Raw genomic sequence first — 26,784 nt, 5'->3', positions numbered from 1 at the left:
GCGACCGTTGCCGGGGCGTCCATTGCCCATCCAACTGGACACGCGGCACTCCTGTGTCAGTTCAGATCAGCCAGCAAGGCTTGCGCCTCGGCGAGGTTCTTCTCGGAGCCTGCGGTGAGGTCATCCATCTTGCGCTCCCTGAAGATGACCAGCGCCTCCTGGCAAGCGGCGATCGCTTCCTCGGCCAGCGCCTTGTCCTTGCGGGCAGCGCCCAGGTCGGTCAGCACGTCGCACAGGCTGTCCTCGGTGAAGGCGACAGCCGGAACCGAATTGATCTTCTTCTGCATGGCGATGGCCTCGCGCAGGATCGGCACCGCTTCCTCGAAACGGGCGACGTTGTTTTCCGAACGGCCGGCCAGCGTCAAGGCATAGCCGACCTCGTTCTGCAGGCTCGCCCAACGGTCGGGGTCACGGGCGCGGCCGACCTCGTCGGCCAGCTCCCGGTTGACGGCGATCGCCTCGTCGAACACTTCAGGCGACGGCGCCTTCGCGCCGATCATACCAAGCACATTGGCGAGGTTGCCTTGCGTGGTCGCCCAGCGCGCGGGGTCGCGGGCGCGGGTGCGCACCGCCTGGATGCTGCGGTAGATGCCGGCCGAGCGCTTCAGCAGCGCGACGTCGTTGCGCCAATAGCCCAGCGACGACAGCGCACTCGCCAGGTTGGACTGGTTGCGCGTCCAGCCATCGGCATCCTTGTCTGGGGTCGTCACCGTCAGTGCCGCCTCATAGGCCCGCACGGACTTTGCCATGATGTCCGGATCGGAAGCGGCACTTGCCTGCATCATGCGCGCATTGCCGAGGTCGCTTTCGGCCGCGGCCCACGGCGTGCGGTCCGGCAGGGTGGCGTAGACGGCAAGGGCAGCCTCATGCGCGGTCGCTGCCTTCTGGTAGAGCGACGGATCGTTGCTCGCGCCAGCGAGGTAGTAGTAGGCGCTGCCGAGATCGTTCTGCAGTTGGGCGTGATCCTGCGGTACGGCGGCAAGATCGTAGAACGGCAACGCCGCTTCAAGCGCCGTCACCGCCTGCTTGAAATCGTCGCCGTCCTGCACCCGGTCGCCCAGCACCAAAAGGACATGGCCGAGCCCCCATTGCGTTGCCGCCCAGGCGTCGGGATCGCTGTCGCGGGTCTGCACTTCAAGCGCCGCACGATAGGCCGTCACCGAGCGTTCAAGCGCTTCGGTCGGACCGTCGCTGGATTTGCCCAGCATCGAAAGCGCGGCACCCAGCCGATACTGCGTCTTGGCCCAGTCTTTCGGCGCGCCGTCCTTGGTCCGCACTGTGAGCGCGGCGTCGTAGGCGGCGACCGCCTGTTCGAGCACCGCTTTGTCGCCGGCGCGGTCGCCCCAGGTCGACAGCGTGCTGCCGAGACTGTGCTCGATCGAGGCAAACTCGGTGGGCGCGGCCGTAGCCGTGTAGACTTCGGATGCGCTGCGATAAGCGGTTGCCGACTTTTGCAGATAGTCTGTTCCCGTGTCGCGCTCGCCGAGCGAAGCATAGGCGGAGCCCAGATTCTGTTGCAGCGAGGCCCAGTCGAGCGGCAGTTTTTCACGCGGATATTCCGAGAGTGCGGCCTCATAGGCGGACACCGCCTTGAGCAGTGTCGCCGTGTCGCCCTGCTTCACGCCGAGGCGCTGCAAGGCATTGCCGAGCGTCAGCTGGCCGTTGGCCCAGCTCGCCGGCGCATGCTCGCGCGTCCACACGGTGAGTGCCGCTTCGGCCGCTTCGCGCGCGTGCTGCAGCGTCGGGATGTCGCCATTGATCTCGCCGATCGTCTCCAGCGCAGAGCTCATATTGTTCTGGATCGTCGCCCATTGCGCCGGCGCGCGTTCACGGGTCATCTCCTCCGTCGCCGACTGGTAGGCGGCGACCGCCTGCTCAAGTGTTGCGACGTCCTTCTCGCGCGCGCCGAGACGAAACAGCGCCGCACCGAGATTGACCTCGCTCAAGGCCCAATCGAGCGGCACGCGCTCGCGGCCATACTCAGTCAACGCGGCGCGATGCGCCTCGATCGCAGCGCGGAAACTGCCGCTGCTCGTTTCGCGCTCGCCGAGCTCCGACAGCACGATGCCGAGGTTGTTCTCAGTCGCCGCCCATTCGAGCGGCACCTTCTTCGCCCCCTGCACCTCGAGCGCCGCCCGGAATGTGGCGACCGCCTTGTCGAGCAACGCGGTGCCGCTCTCGCGCTGGCCGAGCCGCCAGTAGACCGTGCCGAGATTGCCTGAGGTGGACGCCCAATCGTCCGGATAGGTTTCCCGCGTATAGACCGTCAGCGCCTGCTCGAAGGCCGCGGCCGCCTTGTCGAGGTTTTCGCGCCCGGCCTCGCGCTCGCCCAGCGTGGAGAGACTGGTAGCAAGATTGTTCTGAGTGGCCGCCCACTTTCGTGGCGTCTTTTCACGCGACACATAGGTCAGGCTCATTTCATAGGCCGCGACGGCCTGGACTAGAAATGCGTTGTCGCCGGAAAACGTGCCCTGATTGGAAAGCGCCTCGGCTTCCGCCCCCTTGTAGAACCACGCATCCTCGTCGCTCCATCTCTCGGCTTCGTCATAGGCCTTGGCGTAGTCCTGCGCGGCCTTGAGATAGTCGAAAGACAGCTCGTAGGTCTTTGCGCTGCTGGCGAAGACTTCCGCGAATTCGAGCCGACGCGCCTTGAGATCGGCTTCAGCCTTGTCGACCGTATTGGACAATTCGCCGACGCGGGCCTTGGCTTGTTCGTGGAATTTCTGCGCGGCATCGAGCGCACCTTCCTGTACCGCCTGGTCGGCCAGTTTCGACAGGCGCACGATCTCCGGGTCCTGACTCTTCAGCGCGGCCTGCTCGGCCAGAACCTGCTTCAGCCGCTCGGCCTGGCCGCGCAGCAATTTGTCGAGTTCGGCCGGGTCCTTCGGCGTGTCGGCGCCGAGCGTCTTCAGCATGGCATAGAGCGCATCCATCGGCACGCCGCCGTCGCGCGAAATGGTTTCGATCTGGCGGCGTTCCGGGTCGGGCAGCACCGAAATGGTGAGCAGCAGCCGGCGGCGCTCGCTGAGGATTTCGCCCTCATCGCCCTTCGGCGCTTCGGCCGGCGTACCGAAATACAGCAGCCGGCGCAGGCTCTCATTGACCCATGGCCGCTGCTGGCCGTTGGTCTTGAGATAGACCTCCTCGCCGATCATGCGCAGCACGGTGCCGAATTCCTCGCCGCCCATCGTGTCGATGTGGCGCAGGATCGCCGCCGCATAGGGGCTGTTGCCGTCGGCCGGACCGTCGAGCGCCACCTTGCCGGGTTCGGCGGCAAAGCCGATGACCTGGCCGAGGCTGTCGTCGGCCGAGCCGTTGACCGGCGCATTGCTCTTCAGCGCCACGACGCTGCGCGTTTCGCCGAGACCGCCGGCGCCGATCGGCTTGCCCTCGTCATCCGGCGCCAGCTTCAGCAGCGTGCCCGGCGGGAACGGATCGTTGCGGCAGGCGTCGAGCAGCACGATGGTGACCGGCACCCTGGCCTTGAGTTCGGCAACGATCGACGACAGCGGCACCAGCTTCTCGCCGGCGTCGTCGAGCGCCGAGATATCGGCATCGACGGGGATCAGAAAGTTTTCGCCGCCGGCCTCGATGCCGTGGCCGGAATAGTAGATGACGGCGACGTCGGCGCCTTCGGCATCGTCGACGAAACCTTCGAGATCGCGCCGCAATTTGCGCGCATCGCGGTTGGTGGCCACGGATGTTTCGAAGCCGAGCTTGTCGAACATTTCCTCGATGGCGCGGGCGTCATTTTCCGGATTGGGCAGTTTGCCGACATGCTTGTAGTCGGACTGGCCGATGACGAGTGCCACGCCTTTCAGCGCCTTGGGCTCCTCGGCATGAGCCGGGACCAGCGCGCACAGGCACAGAATCAGCGCCGCGGCGAACGCCGCGCAAATGCGCAACCTTTCGACTGCTACTCGCCCAAGCTGCATCGCCCACCCCGGAACCCGCAAGGCGCGATCTTACCTCACGAGATGGCATCATGATGGCCGGCGCATGGCAAGTCCCGGGACGAACGGTGTACTTGTCGTGAGGCGCGGATGCTGGCTGGTTTTCACGCCGTGAGCGGGTAGTCTTCAGCAAAGGGCTTCAGAGGAGGTTGCGATGAGTGATTTCACGCCAAAATTTGATCTGGCTGGCAAGGTGGTGCTGGTCACCGGCGCTTCGCGCGGTATTGGCCGCGCCTGCGCGCTGGCCTGCGCCGGCTCCGGCGCCGACATGATCGTCGGCGTGCGCAACAAGGCCGACGGTGCTGCGCTTGTCGCCGAGATCGAACGCATCGGCCGGCGGGCGCTCGCAGTGCAGATGGATGCGACCGATCTTGCCACGGTGCGCAAAGGTGTCGCCGACGCGCATGCCGCCTTCGGCCGCATCGACGTTCTGGTCAACAATGTCGGGCTCGGGCCGGAAAACCTGGCGGAGAACGTCACCGAGGAGGATTTCGACCTCACCGTGAACGTCAACCTCAAGGGCACGTTCTTCACCACCCAGGCGGTCGGAAAGCTGATGATCGCGCAAAAAGGCGGGCGCATCATCAACATCAGCTCGCAGGCCGGCACGGTGACGCTGAAGGGCGAGGCGATCTACTGCATGACCAAGGCGGCGATCAACCATCTGACGCGCTGCCTGGCCGCCGAGTGGGCGCAGCACAGGATCGCCGTCAACAGCGTGGCGCCGACCTTCATCTGGACCGATGGCACACGCCCCTCGCTCGCCGAACCGGATTTCCACGCGCATGTGCTCGGCCATATCCCGCTCGGCCGCATCGGCGACCCGATCGATGTGGCGGGAACCGTGGTGTTCCTCGCCTCACCCGCAGCGTCGCTGATTACGGGAGCGAATATTTTGGTCGATGGTGGCTGGTCGGTGGCGTAGGCTTGCGCCGGCCCTAACCCTTGTCGACGCTGGCCAGAAACCGCGCGAAGATCGGATCGAAGAGGTCGGGCGAATCCCAGAACGGCGCATGGCCTGAATTGTCGAGCAGATGCGCCTTGCCTTCCCAAAGGTTGGAAAACGTCACCGCCGAGACGAAGTCGGTGTTGACGAAAGGTTCGTCGATGCCGTTGAGGACGGCGATCGGCGGCGTCTTGCCGGCGACGATCTCGCGCTGGTTGCGGCCCGTGCCGGCCGCGAATTTCTCGAACATCAGGCGTCGCGCCCGCCCGTCGGTGCGCGCGACGGTGTCGATGAGAAACGGCTCGAACGGCTCGCCGCAGGTGCTGCGCGCATAAGCCTCGACATCGGCTGCAGTGAAGGTCTCCTGCCCGGCAAGGTGCATGTGCGGGCTCGGCTTGAAGCCGTTGCCGACTTCCTCGGGCGCCACTGGCGGGGTGCCTGTAATCATCAGGCCGAGCAGGCCTGGAAAGCGGTCGATCATCTCCAATCCGATATGGCCACCAAGCGACCAGCCGAAGACGATGGCCTTGTCGATACCGAGCAGGCCCAGCACTTCGGTCATCGCATCGGCATAGCCCTCCATGCTGTAGGAGCGGTCCGGATMGAGCGCATCGCCTGATGCCCCATGCCCCGGCAGATCGGCGGCGATGATGTGGTAGCGCTCGCCCAACGGGCTCTCGAGCTGGTTGCGGAAAACAGCACTCGAGGACGAATTGCCGTGGATCAACAGAACGGCGGTGCCTTTGCCGCCGGTCTCGCGAAGGGCGATCCTGCCGTGGCTGGTTTCAAGGATCTTCTGCGTGATCGTCATGGTCCGCTCCGTCTGGAATTGCCTTGTTTAAGTGCAGGTGCGCAGCAAAGCGCCACGGCTTCCATACCTTTTCGGGAATCGTGTTCCCGATCAGGATGCGTTGAAAAATCCTTTTCAAATAAGAACAATTATGCGTAGATTGTCAATTATCCAACTCCCGATGAACGGGAGGAAAACAGGGAACAGCACGATGAAATCCAAATCCGCCGCCACCAGAATCCGCCATATGCTGATGAGCACCGCGCTGATCGGCATGTTTGCCGTAGCCGCCGTTCCCGCCTTTGCCGATGTCGTCAAGATCGGCCTGCTGGCGCCGATCACCGGGCCCGCCGCGGCGGACGGCCAGGAATTCCAGCGCGGCGTGCAGATGGCGATCGATGAGGCAAACGCCGCCGGCGGCGTCGCCGGCAACACGTTCGAACTGGTGGTCGGCGACGTCAAGGATCAGTCCGCCGGCAACGTCACCAGCGCGGTCGAGCGGCTGCTTGGCGATCAGGGCGTGCAGTTCATGCTCACCGGCTACGCCAGCCTGACGAATTTCGAGATCGACAACATGGCCGAAGCCGAGATGCCTTATATGCTGGCTGCCACCTCGCAGCAGACCAGGGACATCATCGCGCCGCACCCGGACAAATACATGTGCTGCTGGTCGCTGACGCCGTCCTTCGACGCCTACAACACCGACGTCACCCTGTTCGTCGAGAAGCTCGCGGCCGACGGCAAGATCACCTTGCCGTCCAAGAAGGTCGCCATCATCTCCTCCGACAACGCCTATTCCAAGACCATCTCCGAAGGCATGAAGAAGACCTTCAAGGAGAAGGGCTGGACCATCACCGTCGATGAGATCGTCCCCTTCGGCGAAGTGACCGACTGGCGCTCGATCCTGGCCAAGGTGCGCGAGAATGTGCCTGATGTCGTCATCAACACCGACTATCTGCCGGGCAATTCGGCATCCTTCCTCAACCAGTTCCTCGAGCAGCCGACCAAGAGCCTGGTCTTCCTGCAATACGCGCCGAGTGTCCCGGAATTCGTCGAACTGACCGGCAAGAAATCGAACGGCGTCATCTACAATCTTCTGGGGGGCGCGCTGACCACGCCGAAGAACCCGCGCGCCGACGAGGTGGCGGCCAAGTTCAAAACGAAATTTGGCGTCGAGAGCGGCACCTATGGCGTCGCGCTCTACGAAATGACCAATGTCTATTTCGACGCGGTCAAGAAGGTCGGCGGCGCATCCGACCACGCGGCGATCATGAAGGCGCTGTCGGAAACCGACAAGCAGGTCGCCGAAGGCCGGCTGAAGTTCGATCCCGCCACGCACCTTGCCACGCAGGGCGACGACTATATCCCGATCACCTTCTTCCAGATCTGGGACGGCCAGCGCACGCTGATCTCGCCGGAGAAATACGCCACCGGCGCCTTCAAGCTCCAGCCCTGGATGCAGTGAGGAATGGCCCTGCTTGAACTGGACGACGTCTCGAAGGCCTTCGGTTCGCTGAAGGCCGTCGACGGCGTGTCGTTCAAGGTCGAGGCCGGCGAGATCTTTGGCATCGCCGGCCCGAACGGCAGCGGCAAGAGCACGCTATTCAACATCATCACCGGCATCCCGTTCGGACCAGACCGGGGCCGCATCCGCCTCGACGGGAGCGCAATCAACGGCAAGTCAGGGCATGCCATCGCGCGGCTCGGCCTTGCCCGCACCTTTCAGCGCGAGACCAGCTTCGACGGGCTGACCGTATTCGAGAACGCCTTGATCGGCGCCAGCTACGGCAAGCAGGAGAAAGCGGCCGCAGTCGCCCGCGATGTCGCCGCCGAGGCGCTGGAATTCGTCGGCCTGGGGTCCGTGTCCTTCGGACGGCTGGCCGGCGAACTGTCCGTCTTCGAGCGCAAGTGCCTGATGCTTGCCACCGCGATCGCCATGCAGCCGCGCATGCTGCTGCTCGACGAACCGGCCTCAAGCCTGACCAAACCCGAGATCGAGACATCGATCGGGCTGATCCGCCGCACCGCTGAGCGCGGCATCACCATCCTTCTGATCGAGCATGTGCTGACCTTCCTGATGAGCCTGTCGCAGCACCTTCTGGTGCTCAACAATGGCCGCGTGCTCGCCGCCGGCGAACCGGCTGATGTGATCGCCGACCCGCGCGTCATCGAAGCCTATCTCGGGACTAGGAGGGCGGTGGCGTGAATCCCATCCTCACCGTCGAAGGCGTCACCGCCGGTTACGGCCGCGTCACCGTGCTGCACGACATTTCCCTGGAGGCCGGCCACTTCGGCAATGTCGGCCTGTTCGGCCCCAATGGCCATGGCAAGACGACGCTGTTGCGGGCGATCTCCGGGCTGCTGCAACCAAAGAGCGGCCGCATCCTGTTCGATGGGCAAGACATTTCCGGCCGCAGCGCCCGCGCCATCGTCGGCACCGGGCTGATCCATGTGCCGCAAGGCAACCGGCTGTTTCCCGACCTCTCCATCGCCGACTGCATGGCGCTCGGCGCCTATTCGGCACGTGCCCGCCCGCATGAGGCGGAAAACCGCGAGAAGGTGATCAAGCTGTTCCCGAAACTGGCGGAACGCTGGCGCCAGCGCGTGCGCACGCTATCGGGCGGCGAGCGCCAGATGGTGTCGATCGGCACGGCGCTGATGAGCCACCCGCGCCTGCTGATCCTCGACGAGCCGACGCTGGGACTGGCGCCCAAGATCAAGGACGAGCTGTGCGCCTCGGTCATGGACATTTCGCGTGGCGGCGTGCCGCTCATCGTCGTCGAGCAGGACATCGAATTCCTGCTCGAACTGACGCAGCAGCTCTACCTCGTCAATCACGGCGCGGTGGCGACCGAGATCAAGCCGGGCGAAAGCCTCGACCACGGCGAGATCATGTCGATGTATTTTGGCCACTAGGATTCTGAGATGAGCGCATTGGCGGAAATCCTGTTCGGCGGCCTTTTCCAGGGCTCGCTCTACGCCATGATGGCGGTCGGGCTGGCCCTGGTGTGGACGACGATCGGCGTGTTCAACTTCAGCCATGGCGTGTTCATGATGCTGGGCGCCTACATCGCCTGGCAGCTGGTCGAACTCGGCCTGCCGGCAGCGGTCGCCTTTCCGATCGCCGTCGTCGTCATGGCCGGCGTCGGCTGGATCCTGCAGGCGAGCGTCGTGCGGCCACTGATCGGCCGCCCCAACATCGTGCTGGTCGTCGTCATCACCACGCTTGCCGCCGGATCGCTGATCGAGAACGGCGCCCTGACCATCTGGGGGCCGCGTTCCAAGCAGATCCCGGCGCTGATCGACGGCAACGCCACCATAGGCGGCGTCGGCGTCTCGCTGCACCAGATCGCCATCATCGTCATCACGCCGCTGATCCTGGCCGCGCTGTGGATGTTCCTCAACCGCACCCGGCTTGGGCTGGCGTTGCGTGCCGTGGCGCAGAACGAGGATGCCAGCCATCTGGTCGGCCTCAACGTCACCGCGCTATATGGGCTGGCCTTCGCCATCGCCGCTTCGCTGGCGGGACTCGCCGGCATCTTCATGGGCGGCTATCGCTTCATGTCGCCTGTCATGGGCAGCGACCCGCTGCTCAAGGCGCTGATCGTCGTCGTCTTCGGCGGCATATCGAGCATATCGGGACCGATCTTCGCCGCCTATCTGATCGGCTTCTTCGAGGCTGCCTGCAGCTACTATTTCGGCCTCTACTGGACGCCGGCGCTGCTGTTCGGCGTGCTGATCCTGACCTTGATGGTGCGCCCCGAGGGCATTTTCGCCAGCCGCTCACGAGGCCTCGCATGACCGACACGACCTCGACGATGCCACCAATCCGTACAGCGGCGGCAATTCCGATCGCGCCCGGCCGCACGCCCTGGAAACATGAGGCCGTCGGCTTCGTGCTCGGCTTCGCGCTGCTGGCGCTGTTGCCGTTGGTCTTCGGCGACACCTATGCCCGCCACATCCTGATCATGGCCTTCATCTACGCCATCGTCGCCTCGAACTGGGACCTCAGCCTCGGCTATGGCGGCGTCTTCAATTTCGGCCATCTGGCGCTGTTCGGCATCGGCGTCTATGCCTACAGCCTGCTGACCAAGCTGGCCGGGCTCGACCCCTGGATCGCGCTGTTTGCCAGCGGCGTCATCGCCACGCTGGCGGCGATCCTGGTGACCATCCCGATCCTGCGGCTGAAGGGCATCTACATCATCCTGGTGACGTTCGGCTTCGCGCAGCTGGTGATGCAGGTGATCCTCAGCCAGTCCGACATCACCGGCGGCACGCAAGGCATCGTGCGCATCCCCGGCCTCTACTGGTTCGACCACAACATGGTCCGCGACGCCAAATTCGCTTATTTCTACATCGCGCTGGCGCTGCTGGTGGCAAGCACTTTGTTCCTGCGCGTGTTCGTGCGCTCACGGGCCGGCGCCAGCATCGTGGCGTTGCGCGACAATGAGGAATACGCCATCAGCCGCGGCGTCTCCATTGTGCGCCAGCGCATGCTGACACTGGCGGCAAGCGCCTTCTTCACCGGCGTTGCCGGCGCCTTCTACGCCGCTTACCAGCGCAATGCCTCGATCGATGTCTTCGGCATGAGCCTGGCGACCATCATCCTGTCGATGGTGCTGCTTGGCGGCACCAGCACCATCTACGGCGCCATCATCGCCTCTTTCGTGCTGACGATCTTCGCCGAATGGATGGCCGATTTCGGCGCCTGGCGGCCGATGATCACGGCGGTGCTGATCATCGGCGTGATGCTGGCCTATCCCAGCGGGCTGGCCGGCATGATCAAAGCTGCGTGGGGCGCTGTCGCCGGACGCCTGAAGCGCCCGGCCTGACCATTTCAGAATTACGGCTCCGCCTTAGCGCACGCCACACCAGTCGATCACCGAAGCGGCGATCACCTTGGCGGTCTCGACCACCGATTCCACCTCGACATATTCGTTGGCGCCATGAAAACCATCGCCCGACGGGCCGAAGATGACGCCGTCGACGCCCGCACCCGCATAGTGCGCGGCGTCGCAGACGGCGACGAAGCCGCGCACCTGCGGTGCCTTGCCGACGGCGGCCTTGCGTTTCATCAGCGACGTCACCAGCGGATGGTCGACCGAGGTGTTCATCGGCGGGAAATGCAGCCCGCCGAGTTCCCATTGAATGGTCGGCGGGTTGTCGCGCAGCCAGGCGTCGGTCTGGGCGAAATGATGGACGAAAGCCTCGAAATCGCGGCGATAGTCGGCTGAATTCTCGTCAGGCAGGAACTTCATGTCGAGGTCGAGCACGGCGACGTCGGGGATGATGGCCGGATTGGTCATCACCGTCGGCAGGCCGTGTTCGCCAAGACCGGTGCCGCCATGCATAACGCCGATGTTGATGGTGTTCATGCCAAGCGGCAGCAGCGGGTGGGATTTCGCCCGCGTCCGGTCGAGCTCGTACTGGCGGACAGCGGCAATGAACCGCGCCGCGATCTCGATTGCATTGACCCCCGGCTTCAGCCGGTCCTGGTCATGCCTCTGCGGATAAATTTCATTATAGCGCAGCGCCGAATGCGCGTTGCGGCCACGGATGGTCACCCGCGCCCATTCAAGCCCGCCTTCGACCGGCAGGACATCGCCCCAGGTCGGCTCGGCCACCAGCACCGCCTTGGCGAGCTTGCCCTTCTTCACCGCATCTATGGCGCCGAAGCCGCCGGCCTCCTCGTCGACGACGGAGTGGATCGCCAATCGGCCTTGCAGCGTGATGCCAGCCTTCTTGATCGCATGCGCAACGGCGACGCAGGCCGCGACACCGCCCTTCATGTCGACCGCACCCCGGCCATAGAGCCGGCCATTGGTGATCTCGCCGCCGAACGGATCGACGGACCAGTCCTTCATCTCGCCGACCGGCACGACATCGATGTGTCCGCACAGGATCAGGCTGCGGTCTTCGTCTCCATCCCATTCGCCGACCAGATTGGGCCGGCCGGGCAAGGCATCCCATTGTTCGGTGCGGAAGCCATCCTGCTTGAGGATCGGCTCGAGCAGCGCCTGGACATCCGCCTCGCGGTTGATCGCCGGGTTGGCTTCGAATTTCGGATTGACCGAAGGGATGCGGACCATGTCGCGGGTCAAGCCGATCAGCCAGTCGCGGTCGGCCTCGATCTGAGCCTGCACGGCGTCAATGATGGTCTTGATATCAGGCATGATTGTTCCTTCCTCGCAGCACCTCGTCGGGGGCTCGACACTATTTCCTAGGGATTTTGGGTTTGGCGGTCTCGCTGTCCGGCGACAGGGCGGCATCGAGGGTGACCGCATTGGTGCTGCGGATCTTCTCGATGTCCTCGATGCGCTTGCGCACCCCGGCGCCATGGCCCTCCAGCGCATGGGCAAAGACCGTTTCCATCTGGGCGACGGCGGTCGCCAGCGTGTCGAAGGGCGAATTGGCGTCGATCGCCGCGACCATGGTCAGGTCGGCGATCTCAGCGATCGGCGACAGCCAGACATCGGTGAACAGCAATACGGAGACGCCGCGTTCATGTGCCTGTTGGGCAAAGCGCACCACGTCCGACTGGTAGCGCCGGTAGTCGAAGACGACGAGGAGGTCACGCTTGCCGAGGTCGATCAAGAGGTCGAAATCGGCGGGGCTGAGCGAACCGATGTCGCGCACGCCGGAGCGGAATTGCAGGAGGTAGCCGGCAAGCATGGAGGCGATATGCCGGCTGAAACGGCCGCCCAAGAGCACGACCTGGCCCTTGGTTTCGAGCAGCAAATTGACCGCACGCGTATAGGCCTGCAGCGGCACCGCCGTGCGCGTGCGCTCCAGACTATCGGAAACCGAATGGAAATAGGCCAAAGCCGTGCCTTCGCTGGAGCCGCCCGGACGCTTGGCCTCCATCATCAAAAGCGGCGAATGCAGCCTGGATTCGACCTCGGTGAGCAGGCGCGCCTGGAAATCGGCAAAGCCGACATAGCCGAGCTTGGTCATCAGCCGCGTCACGCTGGGGTCGCTGACCCCGGCGCGGCGCGCCAGGCGGGTTGCTGTTCCCAGCCCCGACATCGGATAATCGGCCAGCAGGACCTGGACGATCTTTTCTTCCGCCGAGGTGAACGCCAAGGTGGTGTTGGCCAGTTCTTCGCGGATCGACATGGTCATAGCCTCTCGCCGACGGAAAGACGATTATCTTACAATTTCATGCATAATTGTCAAATTTGGAAAATACCTTACAGAGCGGTATGGAAGATTTCGGCATGGGTTGCGCAATCCCCCGACGGCACCCGACCATCCATATCACGCAACACATTCTACGCCAGCGCGCGCACGGTGCGTTCGCACCCTATTTGAAGCTGGCGATGGGCAGGAATTTCACCGCGGAGCCAGTGAAGCGGCGGTGATCGGACGTCTGTCCTCGCGGCTGGAAACCCTCGAGATAGACCTGCTCCGGCGCCGTGCGGATGAAATTGGCGGCAATGACGGGCGCCGTTGTCGAGCCGGTTCCCCCGGTGATGCCGCGACCTGTCTCAAGCGGCCGACGGGTCAACGCGGCGGGCACAATCACGGCGGTGGCTTCGGGATCGAGACGTGGCTGGACACGGTCGGCCTTGGGGCTGGTCCGGACGCGATCTTCGGGTTTCGGTGCAGGGATCGCGGCCCGCTGGCCGGCCAGCCCATCGAGCCCGTTATCGGGGTGATGCATGGCCAGCAAGGCAGCGACGGCGTCGCCAGATTTGGCTGCATCCGGCTGACGCGCTGCGCTTGTCTGGCTTTGCGGCCGCCATGTCGGCAAGGGGACGGTGAGCGCCGCCATCTCCGGCGCGGCGGCCGCCGGAGTGGGATCCGCGCTGGCTATTGCGAATGGTGCGGTTTGCTGGACCGGAATGTTGGCGGTGGTCTCGGCGCGCGGGGCAAAGGCTGGCAAAGGCACTGTCTCGGGCGCCATCGCCATGACGATTGCTTCAGGCGTCCTGCTCTTTTGCTCGGCGAGCGGTTCTTCCGTCGCACCGGCGGCAGCCACCTGGATATCCGCCCGCTGGGCTGCCTCCGGCGGCACTATGGCGATGCCCTGCCCGACCGCCTTGGGCTCCACGGACTTGGCCGGTTTGCGCTGCGCCGGCGCCGCCTCCGCGACATCCTCCGCCTCGTCGGCGCCGCGCCCGCCCAAGAGCGTCCCCAGCAGGCCGCGCGACTTGCGTTGGCCGGCGTCGGCGCTTGCCAGTTCGATGTTGGGCGTGCCGGCGCTCTTGCGCGATTTATAGGCGGCAAGCGCCTGGTCAAAGCCGGGCAGCGGCCTGCCGTCGCTCGGCACATGCAGCGTGTTGCCGTTCGGAAAGACCCTGGCGAGTTCCTGGCGGCTGATGCCCGGCCAATGCCGCACATTGCCGACATCCATGTGAATGAAAGGCGAGCCGGAAGTCGGGTAATAGCCGACGCCGCCGCCCTGCATCTTGAGGCCGATGTCGCGCAGCTTCTTCAGCGGCACGTCAGGCAGGAAGAAATCCATCGCGCGGCCCACCATGTGTTGGCTTTCCCGGGCGACGCCCTTCGAGCGGCTGCGCAGCATGGCGTTCGTTGCCGGCGAGCGATAGGCGCTGACCACATGGATATAGCCCGTCGAGCCGCTGGCCCGGTAGGCCTGCCAGACGAGGTCGAGCAGGCGCGGGTCCATCCTGGTCGGTTCGTTGCGGCGCCAGTCGCGCAGCATGAAATTGATCTTCTTCAGGCCCGTCTGATCGTAACGGCCGTTGCGCTTGAAGACGATCTCGGCCTTCTCGCCAGTATGGAGATGTTGAATCCGCAAAGCGCGCGTCTCGGCGGACGCGTTGCTGACGCACAGGCAAAGGAACGCGACCACAATGGCCGGCAGCCATGCCCAACGATGGGAGGGCGCGTTCTGTTCGCTTTCAATCACGTTCATGCCTTGCACATTGTTGCTGTTTCGGGCGATTTGACGTCTTGGTCGGACGGAGCCTTCTTTTCGAAGCGCTCGACCCGACAAGCAGGCCCGATCTTGGCAGGCCCGATCTTGGCAGGCTTGACCAGGCAGACGGGCATCCGTCCCCGCCCTATCGATGAACAGCATCTTGGTTAACGAATCGTGTTCGTGCCGGGAATGGGCCTTCCCGACAGTCGCGGATTGCCCGAAAGGCGTTCAGCCGATCGCTTCAGCGGAACAGATATTTCGAGACTTCCGGATTGCCGCGCCGCCACATCACATTGTCCAGGAAGTAATGGTGCACGTTGATGAATATCCAGGCGATGAAGAGGAAAAGCGACGAGCCGAGCACTGCCTTGTCGTAGGGAACCAGGTCAATCAGCATCATCGGCACCAGCCAGAAGCCGAGCGCCCCAAGAATTGCGCCGACCACGATGAAGGCCAGCACCCGCAGCCTGTACCGCGGTCCAAGAATGGACAGGGCCTTCAGTCGCGGCCTCTCGACGGCATCCGCACGATCGCGCTCGACATTGGTCTGGTAGCGCCAGACCACCGCCAGATATTGCAAGGAATGGAGCGCCGGCACCACGAGCAGCCAGAGCGGGTTCAGCGTCACAAACAGGATCCAGGCATAGAGGGACACGACGTAGGCGACGACGCCGTTGTAGGGCAGCGCCCCGCCATGCTTGCGCCAACGATTGATGAACATCATGGCGGTTGCCGCCGAGGAGGCAGCGGCGACCGACATGGCGATGGTGAGGAGCCATGGCGGGACCGCGAAGGTGTAGTACTGCAAACCCCAGAATTGCCTTTCGGTGATCACCACATTTGTCTGAAGCCATGCGAACAGCCACACGGCGTAGCCGTTGAACAGCAACACCTTCTTGTCCTGCTCGCTGAAGAATTTGCGCTTCAGCACGGCATCCACCATCAGCATGCCGTAGCCTTGCTTGACGTAGTGCCAGCCGACGAAAAAGCCCATCGCATTGGTTGCGTTGCCCAGCAGGCGGGCGTTGCCCGCCAGCGAGCCATAGGCAAAGAAGGCGGTCATGGCCAACGGGACGACAATGCCGGCGATGATGTAGCGGATCTGGAGATTGCGGCTGTAACCGTCGCCGCGCAGCTTGCGAGCGAAGTTGCGGTAGAAGATCTGGTACGAATGACCGAAATGCGGCTGGTTTATGAGGTGCGAGAGCAGGAACATCGCCAGCGTCACGGCGGCCTCGTACCGGAGCGGCAGGAAATACAGCACCGGCAAGATGACAAGCGCGCTTCCGCCAAGCATGAAGAAGTCGATGAACGGGCCAAAGAGATATTTTTGCGGGGCGACGGAAGCCGGGGCATCTGCCGAAAGGTGAAGTGCCATGGTGCCTTCTCCCTGTGATGGTTTATTTAGCCATCGACGCTCTACTTGAACCGGATCTCACGCAATTCCTGACGACCAAGCTCGGTCGGTACCGTGTGCAGCGAGGCTTTCGCTATGCGTCCGGCAGCAGCCCATATGATCAGGGTCGCCAGTACCGAAGCATATCCGTCAATGCCGTAATGCCAAGCCAGTTGGACGGCGCCGAGCTGAATTAGGACCAGGAAGGCGACGCCAGCCCAGCGCAGCACGCCGCCGAAGCGCCAGACTAGTGCTTATCCTGTTCACCGCTGCGCGAAGCGACGGAAAAGCAGAAATTCTGCCGGTCACTACCATCGTCATCGAAACAGAGAGGGAATCAGCATTGGAGTCGCACGCCGGTAGGCATCATATTCTGGAAAAGCGGCCTGTAAGACCTTTTCTTCGTTAACGAGGCGCCGATATTGGAAGGTGAGAGCAACCGCGCAGACTGCGACTGTTGCGAATGTCGGATTGCGTAGCACAATGCCGAAAAGGACGATGGCTTCGCATACATAGAGAGGATGCCGCACGATCCGATACGGGCCTGCGGTTACAAGTCGCCTGGCCTGCGCGGTGATGCTGAACGATCTACCGAGCCACCACAGACACCAGATGCAAAGTGCAAAACCGACAATAGTAGTGAGGTCGCCCAAGAGTTCGGTCTGGGGAGGTGTACGGACACGAGGAACAGCAACCAAAGTTACGGTGGCAAAGCAGCCGATAAGGGCAGCGATCCGGGGTTCGATCCCTTCGGCTGTTTTCAGCGGTGGAAGGCGTGCAACTGTGGTAGTCACCATCAGAATGAGAAATCCTAATGCTGCAACATCTGCGGCCATGTCGATGGCTCGCCCGACGGTCCAATCTGTGTCGCGAAAAAGCGTGATTAGGGCCACGGCCTTCAATGTGGCACATATTGTGAAATAGATTGTCAGTGTTGCGCGCCCAATGAAATCACGCATCTCTATTGATGGAAGTCTCATTCATCTAGCCCTTCGGGTTAACTGACTCGCCGAGTGCATGAATAGATAGCGTCATAAGATCAAAATCTAGACGCGCTTAAGCTTTGACAGAAGTCTTTTGCCACAATCATGCTGTTTTATTGATTAGGCCATCATGTTAATGCAAAGCTCGAGCGCGATAGTGCAGATCGACGCAACCGAAATCGGTAACCCGAATGGCACAACGCCTTTACGATCCAGATGCAGAACATAAAGACGGAACGCGCCAGCGGGTAGAATGAACGGGCTTTTTATGATCAGAACCGTGGCGAGGGCAAAAACCAGAAGAAGCACCGAAAACACTGCAAGGCCGCTGCCGCCGATTAGGAAAGGTATGACCGCCATCAGCTTGACATCGCCCGCGCCGACCTTTCGCAGCACCCAGAACGGGAAGAGCGCCACGAACAGCACAAGCGCGGCGATGGCGCTCAGCCCCATGTCCCACCAGGATCCGGATTGGAACGACAGCAGCAGCAGTGACCCCGCCCCAAGGCAGAGCAGCAGCAGCGCGTCGCGATTGGCTATCTTCTGTGTCGTGAAGTCCAGCCACGCAATCCTTGCCAGCAAGGGTATGGCGAGTGCCTTCAGCAGAAGCACTTCGATAAGCAACATGCTAGCGCTCGATGTTCTGCACGCTCGACGATAGAAGCTTCAGATTGTTGGCCACGGTCGGATCGTTGGGCGCCAGTTCATAGGCCTTGAGGAAACTGCTGCGTGCGTCCTGCAGCTTGCCGCGCAGCAAATAGGAATAGCCGACATTGTTGTAATATTCGGGCGACGCGCCAACCAGTTTGAAGGCGCGGGCGTACGCACGGTCGGCCAGGTCGAAGCGATGGATGCGATCGCAGGAAGCGGCCAGCCCCATCCAGGCGCCTCCGTCGTTGGGGGCCAGTTGCGTCGCCTTGAAGAACAACGCGCCGGCATTGCCGTAATTTTCCGCACGGAACTGGTTCGTGGCTTCGGCCACGGCCTGGTCCGAGGCGTAGTACTCGACGTTGCCGACTGTCTTCAGCCCGTCGAAGGCATCGCCAAAGGACGTGACATCGCCTTTCGACGGCTCGTTGGTGCGCACGACACCATCGGTGTCCGCACCATTTGTCTGGCAGCCGACAAGCGCTACCATCAGTAGGCAGGCTGTGACCGCGATAGCCCTCTTCATATTGTACCCCCAAAGGGTCCCCGACTCGTTTTAGGACCAAAGCATATAAGCCGCTAGAAGAAAACGCCTTTCATTCGGATGACAACAGGCAGCATCACGATCATCATCACGACAGGAAAGATGCAAAGACCTAATGGAATCATCATCTTGACAGGAAGGGCGTTGGCAATTTCCTCCGCACGAAGGATTCTCTGACTACGCATTTCGTCGCTATAGACCCGCAATGCGTCTGTCAGGCTGGTGCCGAGTTCTTCCGATTGCCGGAACAGCACAGCCAGAGATCTCGCTTCTTCGAGCCCGATTCGGTCCGCGAGTTCGCGCAGTGCGTCCCGTAACGGTTTGCCAGCGCGGAGTTGCAGATTCATGATTGACAACTGAATGCCGAGCCACTTGTGGGTGCTGGCGAGTTCGCTTCCGACGCGCTCGACCGCCGCTTCGAGGCTCATGCCGGCATCAGCGCAAGTGATCATCATGTCCATGAAATCGGGAAAGCCACGACGATAAACCTGCTTTTGTCCATTTTCGAACCGATCAAGCGCGATGCTCGGTATGACTATGCAGGCCAGCCCGAATACGGCAGCGACGGCAAAAGCTACGACTCCTGGCACCTTAGACGGCAGAATATGCGACAGGATTGCGTACGCCACCGCAAAGCCTATGCAGACCGCGCCCAGGCGCGACAAAGTGTAGATCATTGGTGCGGTTGATTGATAGAAGCCGGCTCGGAAGAGCTTCGCGTCCAATGCGCTGGGCTCGTCCCGTTCCTTTTCTATCGATCGAAAATATGCTTCGACTGGACGCTGCGCGGAGATCTTGGCGAGGTGTTCCTGGCCCACAAGCGAGCGACGACTGGCAATCCCCTCAGCTAACAGGCTTTTCGCAACCAGTTTCCGCGTTTGCATAGCCGGCAAGATAATGAATGCGCCGAACAGGAACAGCGCCATCGCGGCAAGGAAAACCGCGGCTGATACGAGCAGCCCGGAATTTTGAAGGCTTGCAAAAACGGTCATGGCTCGCCCTCCTCAGAAATCGAAATTGACCATTCGAAACATGATGAAATCGCCAAAAAGGGCCAATATTCCGAATATCAGGAATACAGGAGTTATGAGTGGACTGCCCCAGATATCTCCATAGTAACTTGGAGCAATTAAAAGAAGTATTACAAACATAATTATAGGAAATAGCGATATTATCCACGCAGACATTCTACCTTCAGCTGAAAGCGCCTTGATTTTCAGCCTCAATTTCTGACGCTCACGGAGCGATGATGAGAGATTTGACAACATCTCAGTCAGATTACCTCCGGTCTTGGCCTGAATAGAGAGCGATATGGTGAGAAGGTGGAGGCCTTCGAAGCCGACGCGTTGCGAGAGTTTTCGCACGGCTTGTTCAAGGCTGAGGCCAAAGGTGATTTCATCGGAGACGATCCCGAATTCTGTGCCGAGCGGGTCGGGCATCTCACGCGCCACAAGTCCAATTGCCACCGATGTTGGGTGACCGGCACGTAATGAACGAACGATCATATCGAGTGCATTGGGAAGTTGGGCGGCAAATTTCTGGACGCGCTTGTTCCGCGCACGCCGCAGGATGAGAAGTGGCAATGCGAAGCCAACAAGCAAAAAAGCAATAATCGCAACAGTGGCCGAGAAGTGTAGAAGCAACGGCAAAATCAACGCCACCACGAGACCGGCTAACAAAAATACTGCGGCAAATGCCAGCGGATTACCGGTAATGCCGGATTGCGTGTATAGTCGGTTGAGCGCTATTGCGCCAAAGATGAAGTCGCCACTCCCCGTCAGACCACGCTCCTGCAGCAACCCCTGCAATGTCTGTTCAGCTGGCGCCTCCTCTCTCAATCGCTTGATACGCCGATTGACGGTGGTAACGCGCGCTCGCCTCCCCGAAAAAGACACATAGAGTGTCTCGGCAGCAAGGATAACCGACGCTGCTGCCAGTACGTAGATGAAGTACAGTAGAGTCTGTCCCGTCGGCATCAAAGTGAGACCTGCGGGTTGAAGGCATCCTTGGCGAATTGATGCCCAAGAGTTGCCGCTTCCTGGGCGAACCGCGGCCTCACACCCGTGGCGCGAAACTCGCCGATAATGGAGCCGTCGGCACCGACATCGCGGCGGACAAAGTGATAGATTTCCTGAAGCTGGACGACGTTACCTTCCATGCCGGTCAATTCCGATATGGAGGTGACACGCCTGCCGCCATCCGAAAGACGTTGTGTCTGCACGATGATGTCGATGGCCGAAGCGATCTGCGCGCGAATGGAATCATTGCTCATCGGCATGCCGGCCATGCCGACCATCTGCTCGAGCCGCGAGATCGCATCGCGCGGCGTGTTGGCGTGGATCGTGGTCATCGAGCCTTCATGACCGGTGTTCATGGCCTGCAGCATGTCGAAGGCCTCCTCGCCGCGCACCTCGCCGACGATGATACGATCGGGCCGCATGCGTAGTGCGTTTTTCAGCAATTCGCGCTGGCGAACCTCACCCTTGCCCTCGACATTGGGCGGACGCGTCTCCAGCCGGCCGACATGCGGTTGCTGCAACTGCAGTTCCGCCGCATCCTCGATGGTGATCAGCCGTTCCCTGGACGGAATGTAGCTCGACAGCGCATTGAGCAAGGTCGTCTTGCCGCTGCCGGTGCCGCCGGAAACCAGGATCGATTTACGCGCCTGCACAGCGATCCGCAGCAGATCAATCATCGGCGGACGGATCGAATTGAACGCCATCAGACGTTCGAGCGAATAGGGATTCTTGGAGAATTTGCGGATTGAGACCAGCGGACCGTCTACTGATATTGGCCGCACGGCAATGTTGACGCGTGAGCCGTCTTCCAGACGCGCATCGACCATTGGCGCCGACTCGTCGACACGCCGGCCGATCGCCGAGACTATCTTGTTGATGACGCGCAATAGATGCGCCTCATCACGAAAGCGGATCGACGTCTCCTCAATGACGCCGCGCCGCTCGATGAAGACGCGCTTATGGGTGTTGATCAGGATATCAGCGATCGAGTCATCCTTGAGCAGCGGCTCGATCGGCCCCAGACCCAACATCTCGTCGGCGGTGTCACTGGTCAGTTGGTCAAGTTCGCGTGCGTTCAACGGCACGTTGCGTCCGCGTACGAACTCGCGCACGATCGGCCGGATCTCGTTCAGGATTTCTTCCTTCGACGCAGTTTCAAGCGCCGCGAGATTGAAACGGTCGATCAGATGCCTGTGTATATCCACCTTCAGCGCCAAGAACTCGTCGCCATGTGGTTCGAGATCAGCGACAGGCGGGGCCTCGTTGGCAACCGGGAGGGTCGCAATCGACTGCACCCTTGGCTCGATCCGCGCCTCGCCACCCTTCATGAACCGCCCCAGCATAATCCCTTATACCCTCCACTGCATATTAGCGGAAACTAAACGTTAACCAAGCGACGCACAAGCGCCGGGGCGCCTCAGGTGCGGCCAATACTTTCAACATAGTTAAGAAGCGACGCCGGAAAATATCGTTTTTATTTCCTGTCTCTGAGCCGCCAAACATGAGTGACTAACTAAGCTTTGCAGCCCCCTGCGCCCCTTGCGTGCTCCGACATGGGGATCCACCCCATAATTGGCTATAACCCCTTAGATATAAAGGAATATGCCATACAGCTAAAGTAAGCATCACTTAATTAGCTTGGCGACATAATTGTGAACGAATGGTTAAGAGCGCTTGAAAAATTAGACGAATCAAGCTCTTGCTGAAACTTAACGCCTCTCTGAACTCGACAGTTCATGTATTGGAAAGTTAAGGAACCATTAATCCCGTTTGACTCTGCAATTTCTCGGGACCTAGGATCGAGATGACGGGGGATGCTTGGGTATGGGGTTCATCCTTGGCTCTGTCTCGTCGGGTTCCAACCTCCAGAAGGAGAAATTGACATGAAGAAGCTCATGACGATGGCCCGGCAGTTCCGCGACGACGAAAACGGCGCTGCCATGGTCGAATATTCGATCCTGATCGGTCTGATCAGCGCAGCGGCAATCGCGGCGATTGTTCTGGTCGGTGGCTATGTGACCACATCGTGGGGCACGCTGACCACTGCGCTCAACCTGGGCTAACGACAATTTTGGGCCCGGGCATGCCCGGGCCCAAATTCTCGCCTTGAACGCTAGTTTTTCACCGTAAGGTTGAGTTTCATGCGCGCAAATACTGTCATCATGATTGTCCTCGCCGGCGTATTTGGCGTGCTGGCGGTTGTGCTCGCCAATATCTGGCTGGCCAATCAGCGCAGCGCGATTGCGCAGACGAATGATGTTCAGCGCGATACGGTCGTGGTGGCTGCGGTGGCATTGAAATTTGGCGACACCTTGTCCGCCGACAAATTGCGTGAAGTCGCATGGCCCGCAGGCGCGGTTCCGGCCGGAGCATTCAAGACGACAGAAGAGCTCCTGACGAAGGACCTTCCCGTTGGCGGAGGTACCAAGCAGGCGTTGCAGTCGATCGGCGTCAACGAACCCGTACTCGCCAGCAAGATCACAGGACCTGGCCAGCGCGCCACGCTTTCGGCGGTGCTTGGCGAAGGCATGAAGGCCGTGTCCATCCGCGTCAACGACGTGCTTGGCGTCGCCGGCTTCGTTTTCCCGGGTGACCGGGTCGACGTGTTGCTGACGCGCACCGTGCGAAGCGACGGTGGCGCGGACCAGAGTTTTGTCGACGTACTGTTGCAGGGCATGAAGGTGCTCGCGGTCGACCAGGTTGCCGATGAAAGCAAGGACAGCCCGACCGTCGTCAAGTCGGTGACGGTGGAGGCCAGCACCAAGGATGCGCAGAAGCTTACCTTGGCGGCGGGCGCTGGCCAGCTATCCCTGGCGCTTCGCCAGGCCGCTGCCAGCAAGGGCGAGGTCACCGAGCGGGTGACGCTTTCCGACCTGACCGGCGAAATGCCGGCTGACATAGCCAAAAAGCAAGCCGAACTGGCCAGGCAGGCGGCGGCCGATGCCGCGGCCGCAGCCGAACGTCAGAGCGCGGAAGACGCACGCAAGCGCGCCGACGACAAGATCGCGGGACTGGCCCAGGCCGTGGACCGCGTGGGAAACAAGCTCGACCAGCTGAGCAAGGTCAAGCCGCCGGCTCCGATCGTGGTATCAGCCCCGGCGCCGGAGGTGCACGAGGTCACGAAGGAAGTGGTCAAATATGTCCAGCCCGAGCCGCCGGCGCGGGCAACTGTCGGCGTCTATCGGGGGATAACGCTTGAATCTTATGAAGTGCCGCGACAACAATAATAAGCTAGAATAAAAAGCTTGAATGCGGTGAAGCACGGCTGCCGGGGCAGCAGTTGGGAGACGGGGATGCAGGGGTTTTGGGTGAGAGTGGCCGCTGCCGCGCTATCCAGTATGGCGACGCTGTTGGCGGGGAGTCTGGCGGCCAATGCAGCCGACCGCTTCATCGACGTGTCCAATCCCAGTGTCCATCGTGTTTTCCTGCCGATGTCGCAATCGGTAACGATCCAGGTGAATGCCAATCTTGGCGATATCGTCGTCGGCGACCAAAAGATCGCCGATGCCCAGCCGATGACCGACCGCACCCTCTATGTCATCGGCAAGAGTGCCGGCACCACCACGGTCAATCTGTTTTCTACCGACAAGCGCTCGCTCGGCGTCATCCAGATCGAGGTCGGCGTCGACGTCAGCGACATGGCGCAGGCGATCCGCCAGGTGGCGCCAAGGTCGCGAATCGAAATCGGCTCGGTCAACGGCAGGGTCAGGCTTGGCGGTCATGTCAAGGACGGCGCCACGCTGGCGGCCATCCTGGAAGTGGCGAAGCAATATGGCCCCGACGACATCATCAATTCCGTCACGGTCGATGACAGCCAGCAGGTCAATCTGTCGGTCCGAATCCTGGAGGCCAAACGCAACGCCGGCCGCGATCTCGGCGTGTCGATCAGAAGCAAGAACAGCGACGGCACAACGAAAGTTGGAACGGGCGTCGTAGCGTCAAACACAGACGGAACCGGGCTCGCTGCTGGCGATCTGGTCGGCGGTCTGCTGTCGCAAAGCAACCCGTTCGCGTCGCTCATCACTCGTGTCATCGATAGCAATATCAAGGTGGACCTGATCATCCAGGCGCTTGAGAACAAGGGCGTGGTGCGCACCTTGGCCGAACCCAATCTCACCACGCTTTCAGGGGAGTCGGCCAGCTTCAACGCCGGCGGCGAAGTCCCTGTCCGTAGCCTCGACGCCAATGGCCAGGTCCAGGTCTTGTTCAAGCAATTCGGCGTCAATCTTCTGTTCACGCCGGTCGTGCTCGACGACGACAAGATCCACATCAAGCTGGCACCAGAAGTGAGCGACCTGAATGGCTTCACCACCGCCGGCGACCCGATCTTCACCAACCGCAAGCTGGAAACCGTGGTTGAACTGCGCGATGGCCAGAGCTTCGCGGTCGGCGGACTGCTGTCCAGTAAGACCACCAAGCTGCAAGACCAGGTGCCGTGGCTCGGCCAGGTGCCAGTCATCGGCACGCTGTTCCGCAATTCGAGCAACCAGAAGGAAGAGACGGAACTGGTGGTCATCGTCACGCCCCACCTCGTGCGGCCGGTAAAGCCCGGCGAGCAGCTCGAGACGCCATTCGACAAGACGCGGCCCGCCAACGATCCGGAATTCTTCGTGCTCGGTCAGCTCGAGGTGAACAAGGACATGATCCGGAAATATGAAACGGGCGACGGCGTCACCGGCCCCTATGGCCACATGCTCAACTTCAAATCGAAGGACAAGATGCTCTATGTCAAGAAATAGCGCCTTGGTCCTCATTCTGGGCACCGGCCTGCTGACGGGCTGCGCCGCGGACTATCTGAATCACTACGATTCGATAACTTTGGCCGCCGGCGACACGCAGAACCACAATTCGCTGCTGCAGACGGTCGATCCGTTCAATCCAGCGTCCAGGAATACACACATAGGAGGCGACGGTGCGCGCGCAGCCGCTGTCGCCAACAGGTACAAATTTCCACCACCACCGCCGCCGCCGCCTGCGATTACGGTCAATGTCGGCGGCGCGGGGTCGGGGGTGACGACGAACACGCCGTAAACTGAACAGAAGGATGCGGTTTCAGTGCGCCAGGCCAAACGAGGGAACCTGGCGTCAGGGGAGCAAAGAGTAAGGCCATGCTGCGGACCATTCGCGCGTTCTGGCACGATCAGAGGGGAATAGCGCTGATCCTCGTCAGCGTCATGCTGCCGGCGATCATCGGCTTTTCGCTGCTGGCAATCGACATGAGCCGGGTCAACAATCTGCACAATGATTTGCAGAAGGCGGCGGACGCCTTTGCGCTTGCCGGCGCGGCGGAACTGGACGGCAGCACCGGTGCCTGGGGTCGGGCCGAGCGTGCCATGGCGACACTGGTCAACAACGAAAGCAATTTCTCGACCTCCGGCCGATTTACCCTCACCGCTGGACAACCCGGCGGCACGCAGCGATGCAACAGCGCCGGCAACATTTCATGGTGTTTCCTGAAGGCTATCCCCGCCGCGGACGGCACCCCTATAACGACAGCGAACCAGGCTAGCTATTACGCAAGTTCAGACCCTGCGACAGGCGAGCTTGAGACACACTTCGTTCAAGTCACGGTCACGCCCACCGGCTTCAACGCAATCTTTCCTGCGTCGTTCCTGACACGAAATTCTGCCAGCAACAGCTTCAATGTCGGGGCACTCGCGGTCGCGGGATTCAGGACGTCGGTCTGCGACTACACTCCCGTCTTTATTTGCAACCCATATGAGGGTTCTCCCGGTGGAGTTTCGCTGGAACAGGCAGCGACGCAGCGGCAGTACCGACGCCGCCAGATCACCCTGCGCAACGACGGCTCGTATCAGCCAGGCAATTTTGCCTTTCTGGCATCGCCTGACGGCAACGGGGCCAACCAGTTGGAATTGTCCCTCGCTCGGGTCAAACCATCGGGATGCTATGCCCAGGACGGCGTCGACACCGAACCCGGGCAGAATGCCGGCCCTGTACAGGATGGGCTGAATGCGCGGTTCGGCATCAGCAAATCCTACATCGGCACGGCAAATGGTCCCGCGTCCAATGTGCGAATGGGTCTGAAGAACATTAGCTGCAACAACGCCAAGACGACATTCCAGACCGATCCGACGAAGGGCATCGGCCTTGAGGAAGACCCCTGCATATCCGCGGGCAACTGCACCTTGATGGGTGGCCGCATGGGTGCTGGCGATTGGAACTTTGCCAGGTATTGGGCAGCCAACCATCCGACGCGTGCCGTTCCGTCAGCGCTTTCCGGCACTGGCACCAATCTGCCGACACGATACGAGGTTTACCGTTACGAACTCGATCCTGATGGAAACCCCGCAACGAACGACAGCATCGTCGGGGATGCCTCCGTGGGCGGCGAAACCGGCACGCCATCATGCAGCCAGACGCCGGTGACCACGGTCGATCGACGCATCCTTTACGGCGCGATCATCGATTGTAACGCGATTGGCGGGTTCAACGGCCGCGCGGACAACGTGCCCGTACATGCCTTCGGCAGTTTCTTCATCACCGAGCCGATCAAGGACGGCAAGAACATCTTAGTCGAACTTGTCGACATCACCGGCAAGGGGGGCCGTGGCACGCTCGACAATTTCCTGCGCGACGAAGCGCAACTCTATCGGTGATG

The 26,784-nt window shown here is 61.5% G+C and carries 23 protein-coding genes and 1 pseudogene; 11 read left to right on the top strand and 13 right to left on the bottom strand.

Annotated features, from left to right (window positions below):
• Positions 1–56: 56 nt before the first annotated feature.
• Positions 57–3,935, bottom strand: coding sequence for a caspase family protein (locus AC1DPX_RS31850; RefSeq protein WP_477241773.1), 3,879 nt, complete (start codon positions 3,933–3,935; stop codon positions 57–59).
• Positions 3,936–4,107: 172 nt separating this feature from the next.
• Between AC1DPX_RS31850 and AC1DPX_RS31845 the strand changes: the two genes are divergently transcribed.
• Positions 4,108–4,878, top strand: a complete 771-nt coding sequence (locus tag AC1DPX_RS31845; protein WP_477241771.1) for an SDR family NAD(P)-dependent oxidoreductase — start codon at positions 4,108–4,110, stop codon at positions 4,876–4,878.
• Positions 4,879–4,891: 13 nt separating this feature from the next.
• Here AC1DPX_RS31845 and AC1DPX_RS31840 read toward each other — a convergent pair whose 3' ends face one another.
• Positions 4,892–5,710, bottom strand: coding sequence for an alpha/beta fold hydrolase (locus tag AC1DPX_RS31840; RefSeq protein WP_477241769.1), 819 nt, complete (start codon positions 5,708–5,710; stop codon positions 4,892–4,894).
• 130 nt (positions 5,711–5,840) lie between these two features.
• Here AC1DPX_RS31840 and AC1DPX_RS31835 point away from each other — a divergent pair.
• The 5 genes and pseudogenes from AC1DPX_RS31835 to AC1DPX_RS31815 all read left to right on the top strand — a co-directional run.
• A pseudogene (locus AC1DPX_RS31835) lies at positions 5,841–6,980 on the top strand (ABC transporter substrate-binding protein); the annotation flags it as partial.
• Positions 6,981–7,157: 177 nt separating this feature from the next.
• On the top strand, positions 7,158–7,895 hold the full coding sequence (locus AC1DPX_RS31830) for an ABC transporter ATP-binding protein (RefSeq protein WP_202356122.1): 738 nt from the start codon (positions 7,158–7,160) through the stop codon (positions 7,893–7,895).
• Complete coding sequence (locus tag AC1DPX_RS31825) at positions 7,892–8,605, top strand: ABC transporter ATP-binding protein (protein ID WP_477241767.1); 714 nt, start codon at positions 7,892–7,894, stop codon at positions 8,603–8,605. The genes AC1DPX_RS31830 and AC1DPX_RS31825 overlap by 4 nt, the downstream gene beginning before the upstream one ends.
• Positions 8,606–8,614: 9 nt before the next feature.
• On the top strand, positions 8,615–9,490 hold the full coding sequence (locus tag AC1DPX_RS31820) for a branched-chain amino acid ABC transporter permease (protein ID WP_027045159.1): 876 nt from the start codon (positions 8,615–8,617) through the stop codon (positions 9,488–9,490).
• Positions 9,487–10,521, top strand: a complete 1,035-nt coding sequence (locus AC1DPX_RS31815; protein WP_477241765.1) for a branched-chain amino acid ABC transporter permease — start codon at positions 9,487–9,489, stop codon at positions 10,519–10,521. Before AC1DPX_RS31820 ends, AC1DPX_RS31815 begins: the two co-directional genes overlap by 4 nt.
• Before the next feature lie 24 nt (positions 10,522–10,545).
• Here the strand turns inward: AC1DPX_RS31815 and AC1DPX_RS31810 are convergent, their stop codons facing one another.
• The 11 genes from AC1DPX_RS31810 to AC1DPX_RS31760 form a co-directional block, all read right to left on the bottom strand.
• Entirely contained in the window at positions 10,546–11,862 is a 1,317-nt protein-coding gene (locus AC1DPX_RS31810) for a M20 family metallopeptidase (RefSeq protein ID WP_477241763.1), read from the bottom strand.
• Between the two features lie 40 nt (positions 11,863–11,902).
• Entirely contained in the window at positions 11,903–12,805 is a 903-nt protein-coding gene (locus AC1DPX_RS31805; protein WP_477241895.1) for a MurR/RpiR family transcriptional regulator, read from the bottom strand.
• Between the two features lie 187 nt (positions 12,806–12,992).
• Complete coding sequence (locus tag AC1DPX_RS31800; RefSeq protein WP_477241761.1) at positions 12,993–14,570, bottom strand: peptidoglycan L,D-endopeptidase MepK; 1,578 nt, start codon at positions 14,568–14,570, stop codon at positions 12,993–12,995.
• A gap of 247 nt (positions 14,571–14,817) precedes the next feature.
• Complete coding sequence (locus tag AC1DPX_RS31795; protein ID WP_477241759.1) at positions 14,818–15,954, bottom strand: hypothetical protein; 1,137 nt, start codon at positions 15,952–15,954, stop codon at positions 14,818–14,820.
• 41 nt (positions 15,955–15,995) lie between these two features.
• Positions 15,996–16,202, bottom strand: a complete 207-nt coding sequence (locus AC1DPX_RS31790) for a hypothetical protein (RefSeq protein ID WP_477241757.1) — start codon at positions 16,200–16,202, stop codon at positions 15,996–15,998.
• A gap of 87 nt (positions 16,203–16,289) precedes the next feature.
• Positions 16,290–16,952 (bottom strand): methyltransferase family protein, encoded by a 663-nt coding sequence (locus tag AC1DPX_RS31785; RefSeq protein ID WP_477241755.1) that lies wholly within the window; start codon positions 16,950–16,952, stop codon positions 16,290–16,292.
• 123 nt (positions 16,953–17,075) lie between these two features.
• Positions 17,076–17,582, bottom strand: a complete 507-nt coding sequence (locus tag AC1DPX_RS31780; RefSeq protein WP_477241753.1) for a prepilin peptidase — start codon at positions 17,580–17,582, stop codon at positions 17,076–17,078.
• A gap of 1 nt (position 17,583) precedes the next feature.
• Positions 17,584–18,129 (bottom strand): tetratricopeptide repeat protein, encoded by a 546-nt coding sequence (locus AC1DPX_RS31775; protein WP_477241751.1) that lies wholly within the window; start codon positions 18,127–18,129, stop codon positions 17,584–17,586.
• 53 nt (positions 18,130–18,182) lie between these two features.
• Complete coding sequence (locus tag AC1DPX_RS31770) at positions 18,183–19,139, bottom strand: type II secretion system F family protein (protein ID WP_477241749.1); 957 nt, start codon at positions 19,137–19,139, stop codon at positions 18,183–18,185.
• 12 nt (positions 19,140–19,151) lie between these two features.
• Complete coding sequence (locus tag AC1DPX_RS31765) at positions 19,152–20,123, bottom strand: type II secretion system F family protein (protein WP_477241747.1); 972 nt, start codon at positions 20,121–20,123, stop codon at positions 19,152–19,154.
• Positions 20,123–21,508, bottom strand: a complete 1,386-nt coding sequence (locus tag AC1DPX_RS31760; protein WP_477241745.1) for a CpaF family protein — start codon at positions 21,506–21,508, stop codon at positions 20,123–20,125. The genes AC1DPX_RS31765 and AC1DPX_RS31760 overlap by 1 nt, the downstream gene beginning before the upstream one ends.
• A gap of 540 nt (positions 21,509–22,048) precedes the next feature.
• Here AC1DPX_RS31760 and AC1DPX_RS31755 point away from each other — a divergent pair.
• The 5 genes from AC1DPX_RS31755 (at position 22,049) to AC1DPX_RS31735 (ending at position 26,782) form a co-directional block, all read left to right on the top strand.
• Positions 22,049–22,228, top strand: a complete 180-nt coding sequence (locus tag AC1DPX_RS31755) for a Flp family type IVb pilin (protein WP_477241743.1) — start codon at positions 22,049–22,051, stop codon at positions 22,226–22,228.
• Positions 22,229–22,306: 78 nt separating this feature from the next.
• Complete coding sequence (cpaB, locus tag AC1DPX_RS31750) at positions 22,307–23,392, top strand: Flp pilus assembly protein CpaB (RefSeq protein ID WP_477241741.1); 1,086 nt, start codon at positions 22,307–22,309, stop codon at positions 23,390–23,392.
• A 66-nt stretch (positions 23,393–23,458) separates the two neighbouring features.
• Positions 23,459–24,904 carry a type II and III secretion system protein family protein gene (locus AC1DPX_RS31745; RefSeq protein WP_477241740.1) on the top strand — a complete coding sequence of 482 codons (1,446 nt, stop codon included), beginning with the start codon at positions 23,459–23,461 and terminating at the stop codon, positions 24,902–24,904.
• A gap of 4 nt (positions 24,905–24,908) precedes the next feature.
• On the top strand, positions 24,909–25,196 hold the full coding sequence (locus AC1DPX_RS31740; RefSeq protein ID WP_477241738.1) for a hypothetical protein: 288 nt from the start codon (positions 24,909–24,911) through the stop codon (positions 25,194–25,196).
• 77 nt (positions 25,197–25,273) lie between these two features.
• Positions 25,274–26,782, top strand: coding sequence for a TadE/TadG family type IV pilus assembly protein (locus tag AC1DPX_RS31735; RefSeq protein ID WP_477241736.1), 1,509 nt, complete (start codon positions 25,274–25,276; stop codon positions 26,780–26,782).
• Positions 26,783–26,784 lie beyond the last annotated feature (2 nt).

It is taken from the genome of Mesorhizobium sp. 01N446 (genome assembly GCF_056399285.1).
The sequence above is the reverse complement of the archived record's forward strand: the minus strand, read 5'-3'. Positions and strand labels throughout refer to the sequence as shown.

Coding starts and splice junctions, on each gene's coding strand:
- AC1DPX_RS31850 (WP_477241773.1), bottom strand. CDS start 3,935: ATGCAGCTTGGGCGAGTAGCAGTCGAAAGGTTGCGCATTTGCGCGGCG.
- AC1DPX_RS31795 (WP_477241759.1), bottom strand. CDS start 15,954: ATGGCACTTCACCTTTCGGCAGATGCCCCGGCTTCCGTCGCCCCGCAA.
- AC1DPX_RS31775 (WP_477241751.1), bottom strand. CDS start 18,129: ATGAAGAGGGCTATCGCGGTCACAGCCTGCCTACTGATGGTAGCGCTT.
- AC1DPX_RS31815 (WP_477241765.1), top strand. CDS start 9,487: ATGACCGACACGACCTCGACGATGCCACCAATCCGTACAGCGGCGGCA.
- AC1DPX_RS31845 (WP_477241771.1), top strand. CDS start 4,108: ATGAGTGATTTCACGCCAAAATTTGATCTGGCTGGCAAGGTGGTGCTG.
- AC1DPX_RS31760 (WP_477241745.1), bottom strand. CDS start 21,508: ATGCTGGGGCGGTTCATGAAGGGTGGCGAGGCGCGGATCGAGCCAAGG.
- AC1DPX_RS31735 (WP_477241736.1), top strand. CDS start 25,274: ATGCTGCGGACCATTCGCGCGTTCTGGCACGATCAGAGGGGAATAGCG.
- AC1DPX_RS31745 (WP_477241740.1), top strand. CDS start 23,459: ATGCAGGGGTTTTGGGTGAGAGTGGCCGCTGCCGCGCTATCCAGTATG.
- AC1DPX_RS31800 (WP_477241761.1), bottom strand. CDS start 14,570: ATGAACGTGATTGAAAGCGAACAGAACGCGCCCTCCCATCGTTGGGCA.
- AC1DPX_RS31780 (WP_477241753.1), bottom strand. CDS start 17,582: ATGTTGCTTATCGAAGTGCTTCTGCTGAAGGCACTCGCCATACCCTTG.
- AC1DPX_RS31770 (WP_477241749.1), bottom strand. CDS start 19,139: ATGACCGTTTTTGCAAGCCTTCAAAATTCCGGGCTGCTCGTATCAGCC.
- AC1DPX_RS31805 (WP_477241895.1), bottom strand. CDS start 12,805: ATGTCGATCCGCGAAGAACTGGCCAACACCACCTTGGCGTTCACCTCG.
- AC1DPX_RS31830 (WP_202356122.1), top strand. CDS start 7,158: ATGGCCCTGCTTGAACTGGACGACGTCTCGAAGGCCTTCGGTTCGCTG.
- AC1DPX_RS31820 (WP_027045159.1), top strand. CDS start 8,615: ATGAGCGCATTGGCGGAAATCCTGTTCGGCGGCCTTTTCCAGGGCTCG.
- cpaB (WP_477241741.1), top strand. CDS start 22,307: ATGCGCGCAAATACTGTCATCATGATTGTCCTCGCCGGCGTATTTGGC.
- AC1DPX_RS31755 (WP_477241743.1), top strand. CDS start 22,049: ATGAAGAAGCTCATGACGATGGCCCGGCAGTTCCGCGACGACGAAAAC.
- AC1DPX_RS31810 (WP_477241763.1), bottom strand. CDS start 11,862: ATGCCTGATATCAAGACCATCATTGACGCCGTGCAGGCTCAGATCGAG.
- AC1DPX_RS31765 (WP_477241747.1), bottom strand. CDS start 20,123: ATGCCGACGGGACAGACTCTACTGTACTTCATCTACGTACTGGCAGCA.
- AC1DPX_RS31785 (WP_477241755.1), bottom strand. CDS start 16,952: ATGAGACTTCCATCAATAGAGATGCGTGATTTCATTGGGCGCGCAACA.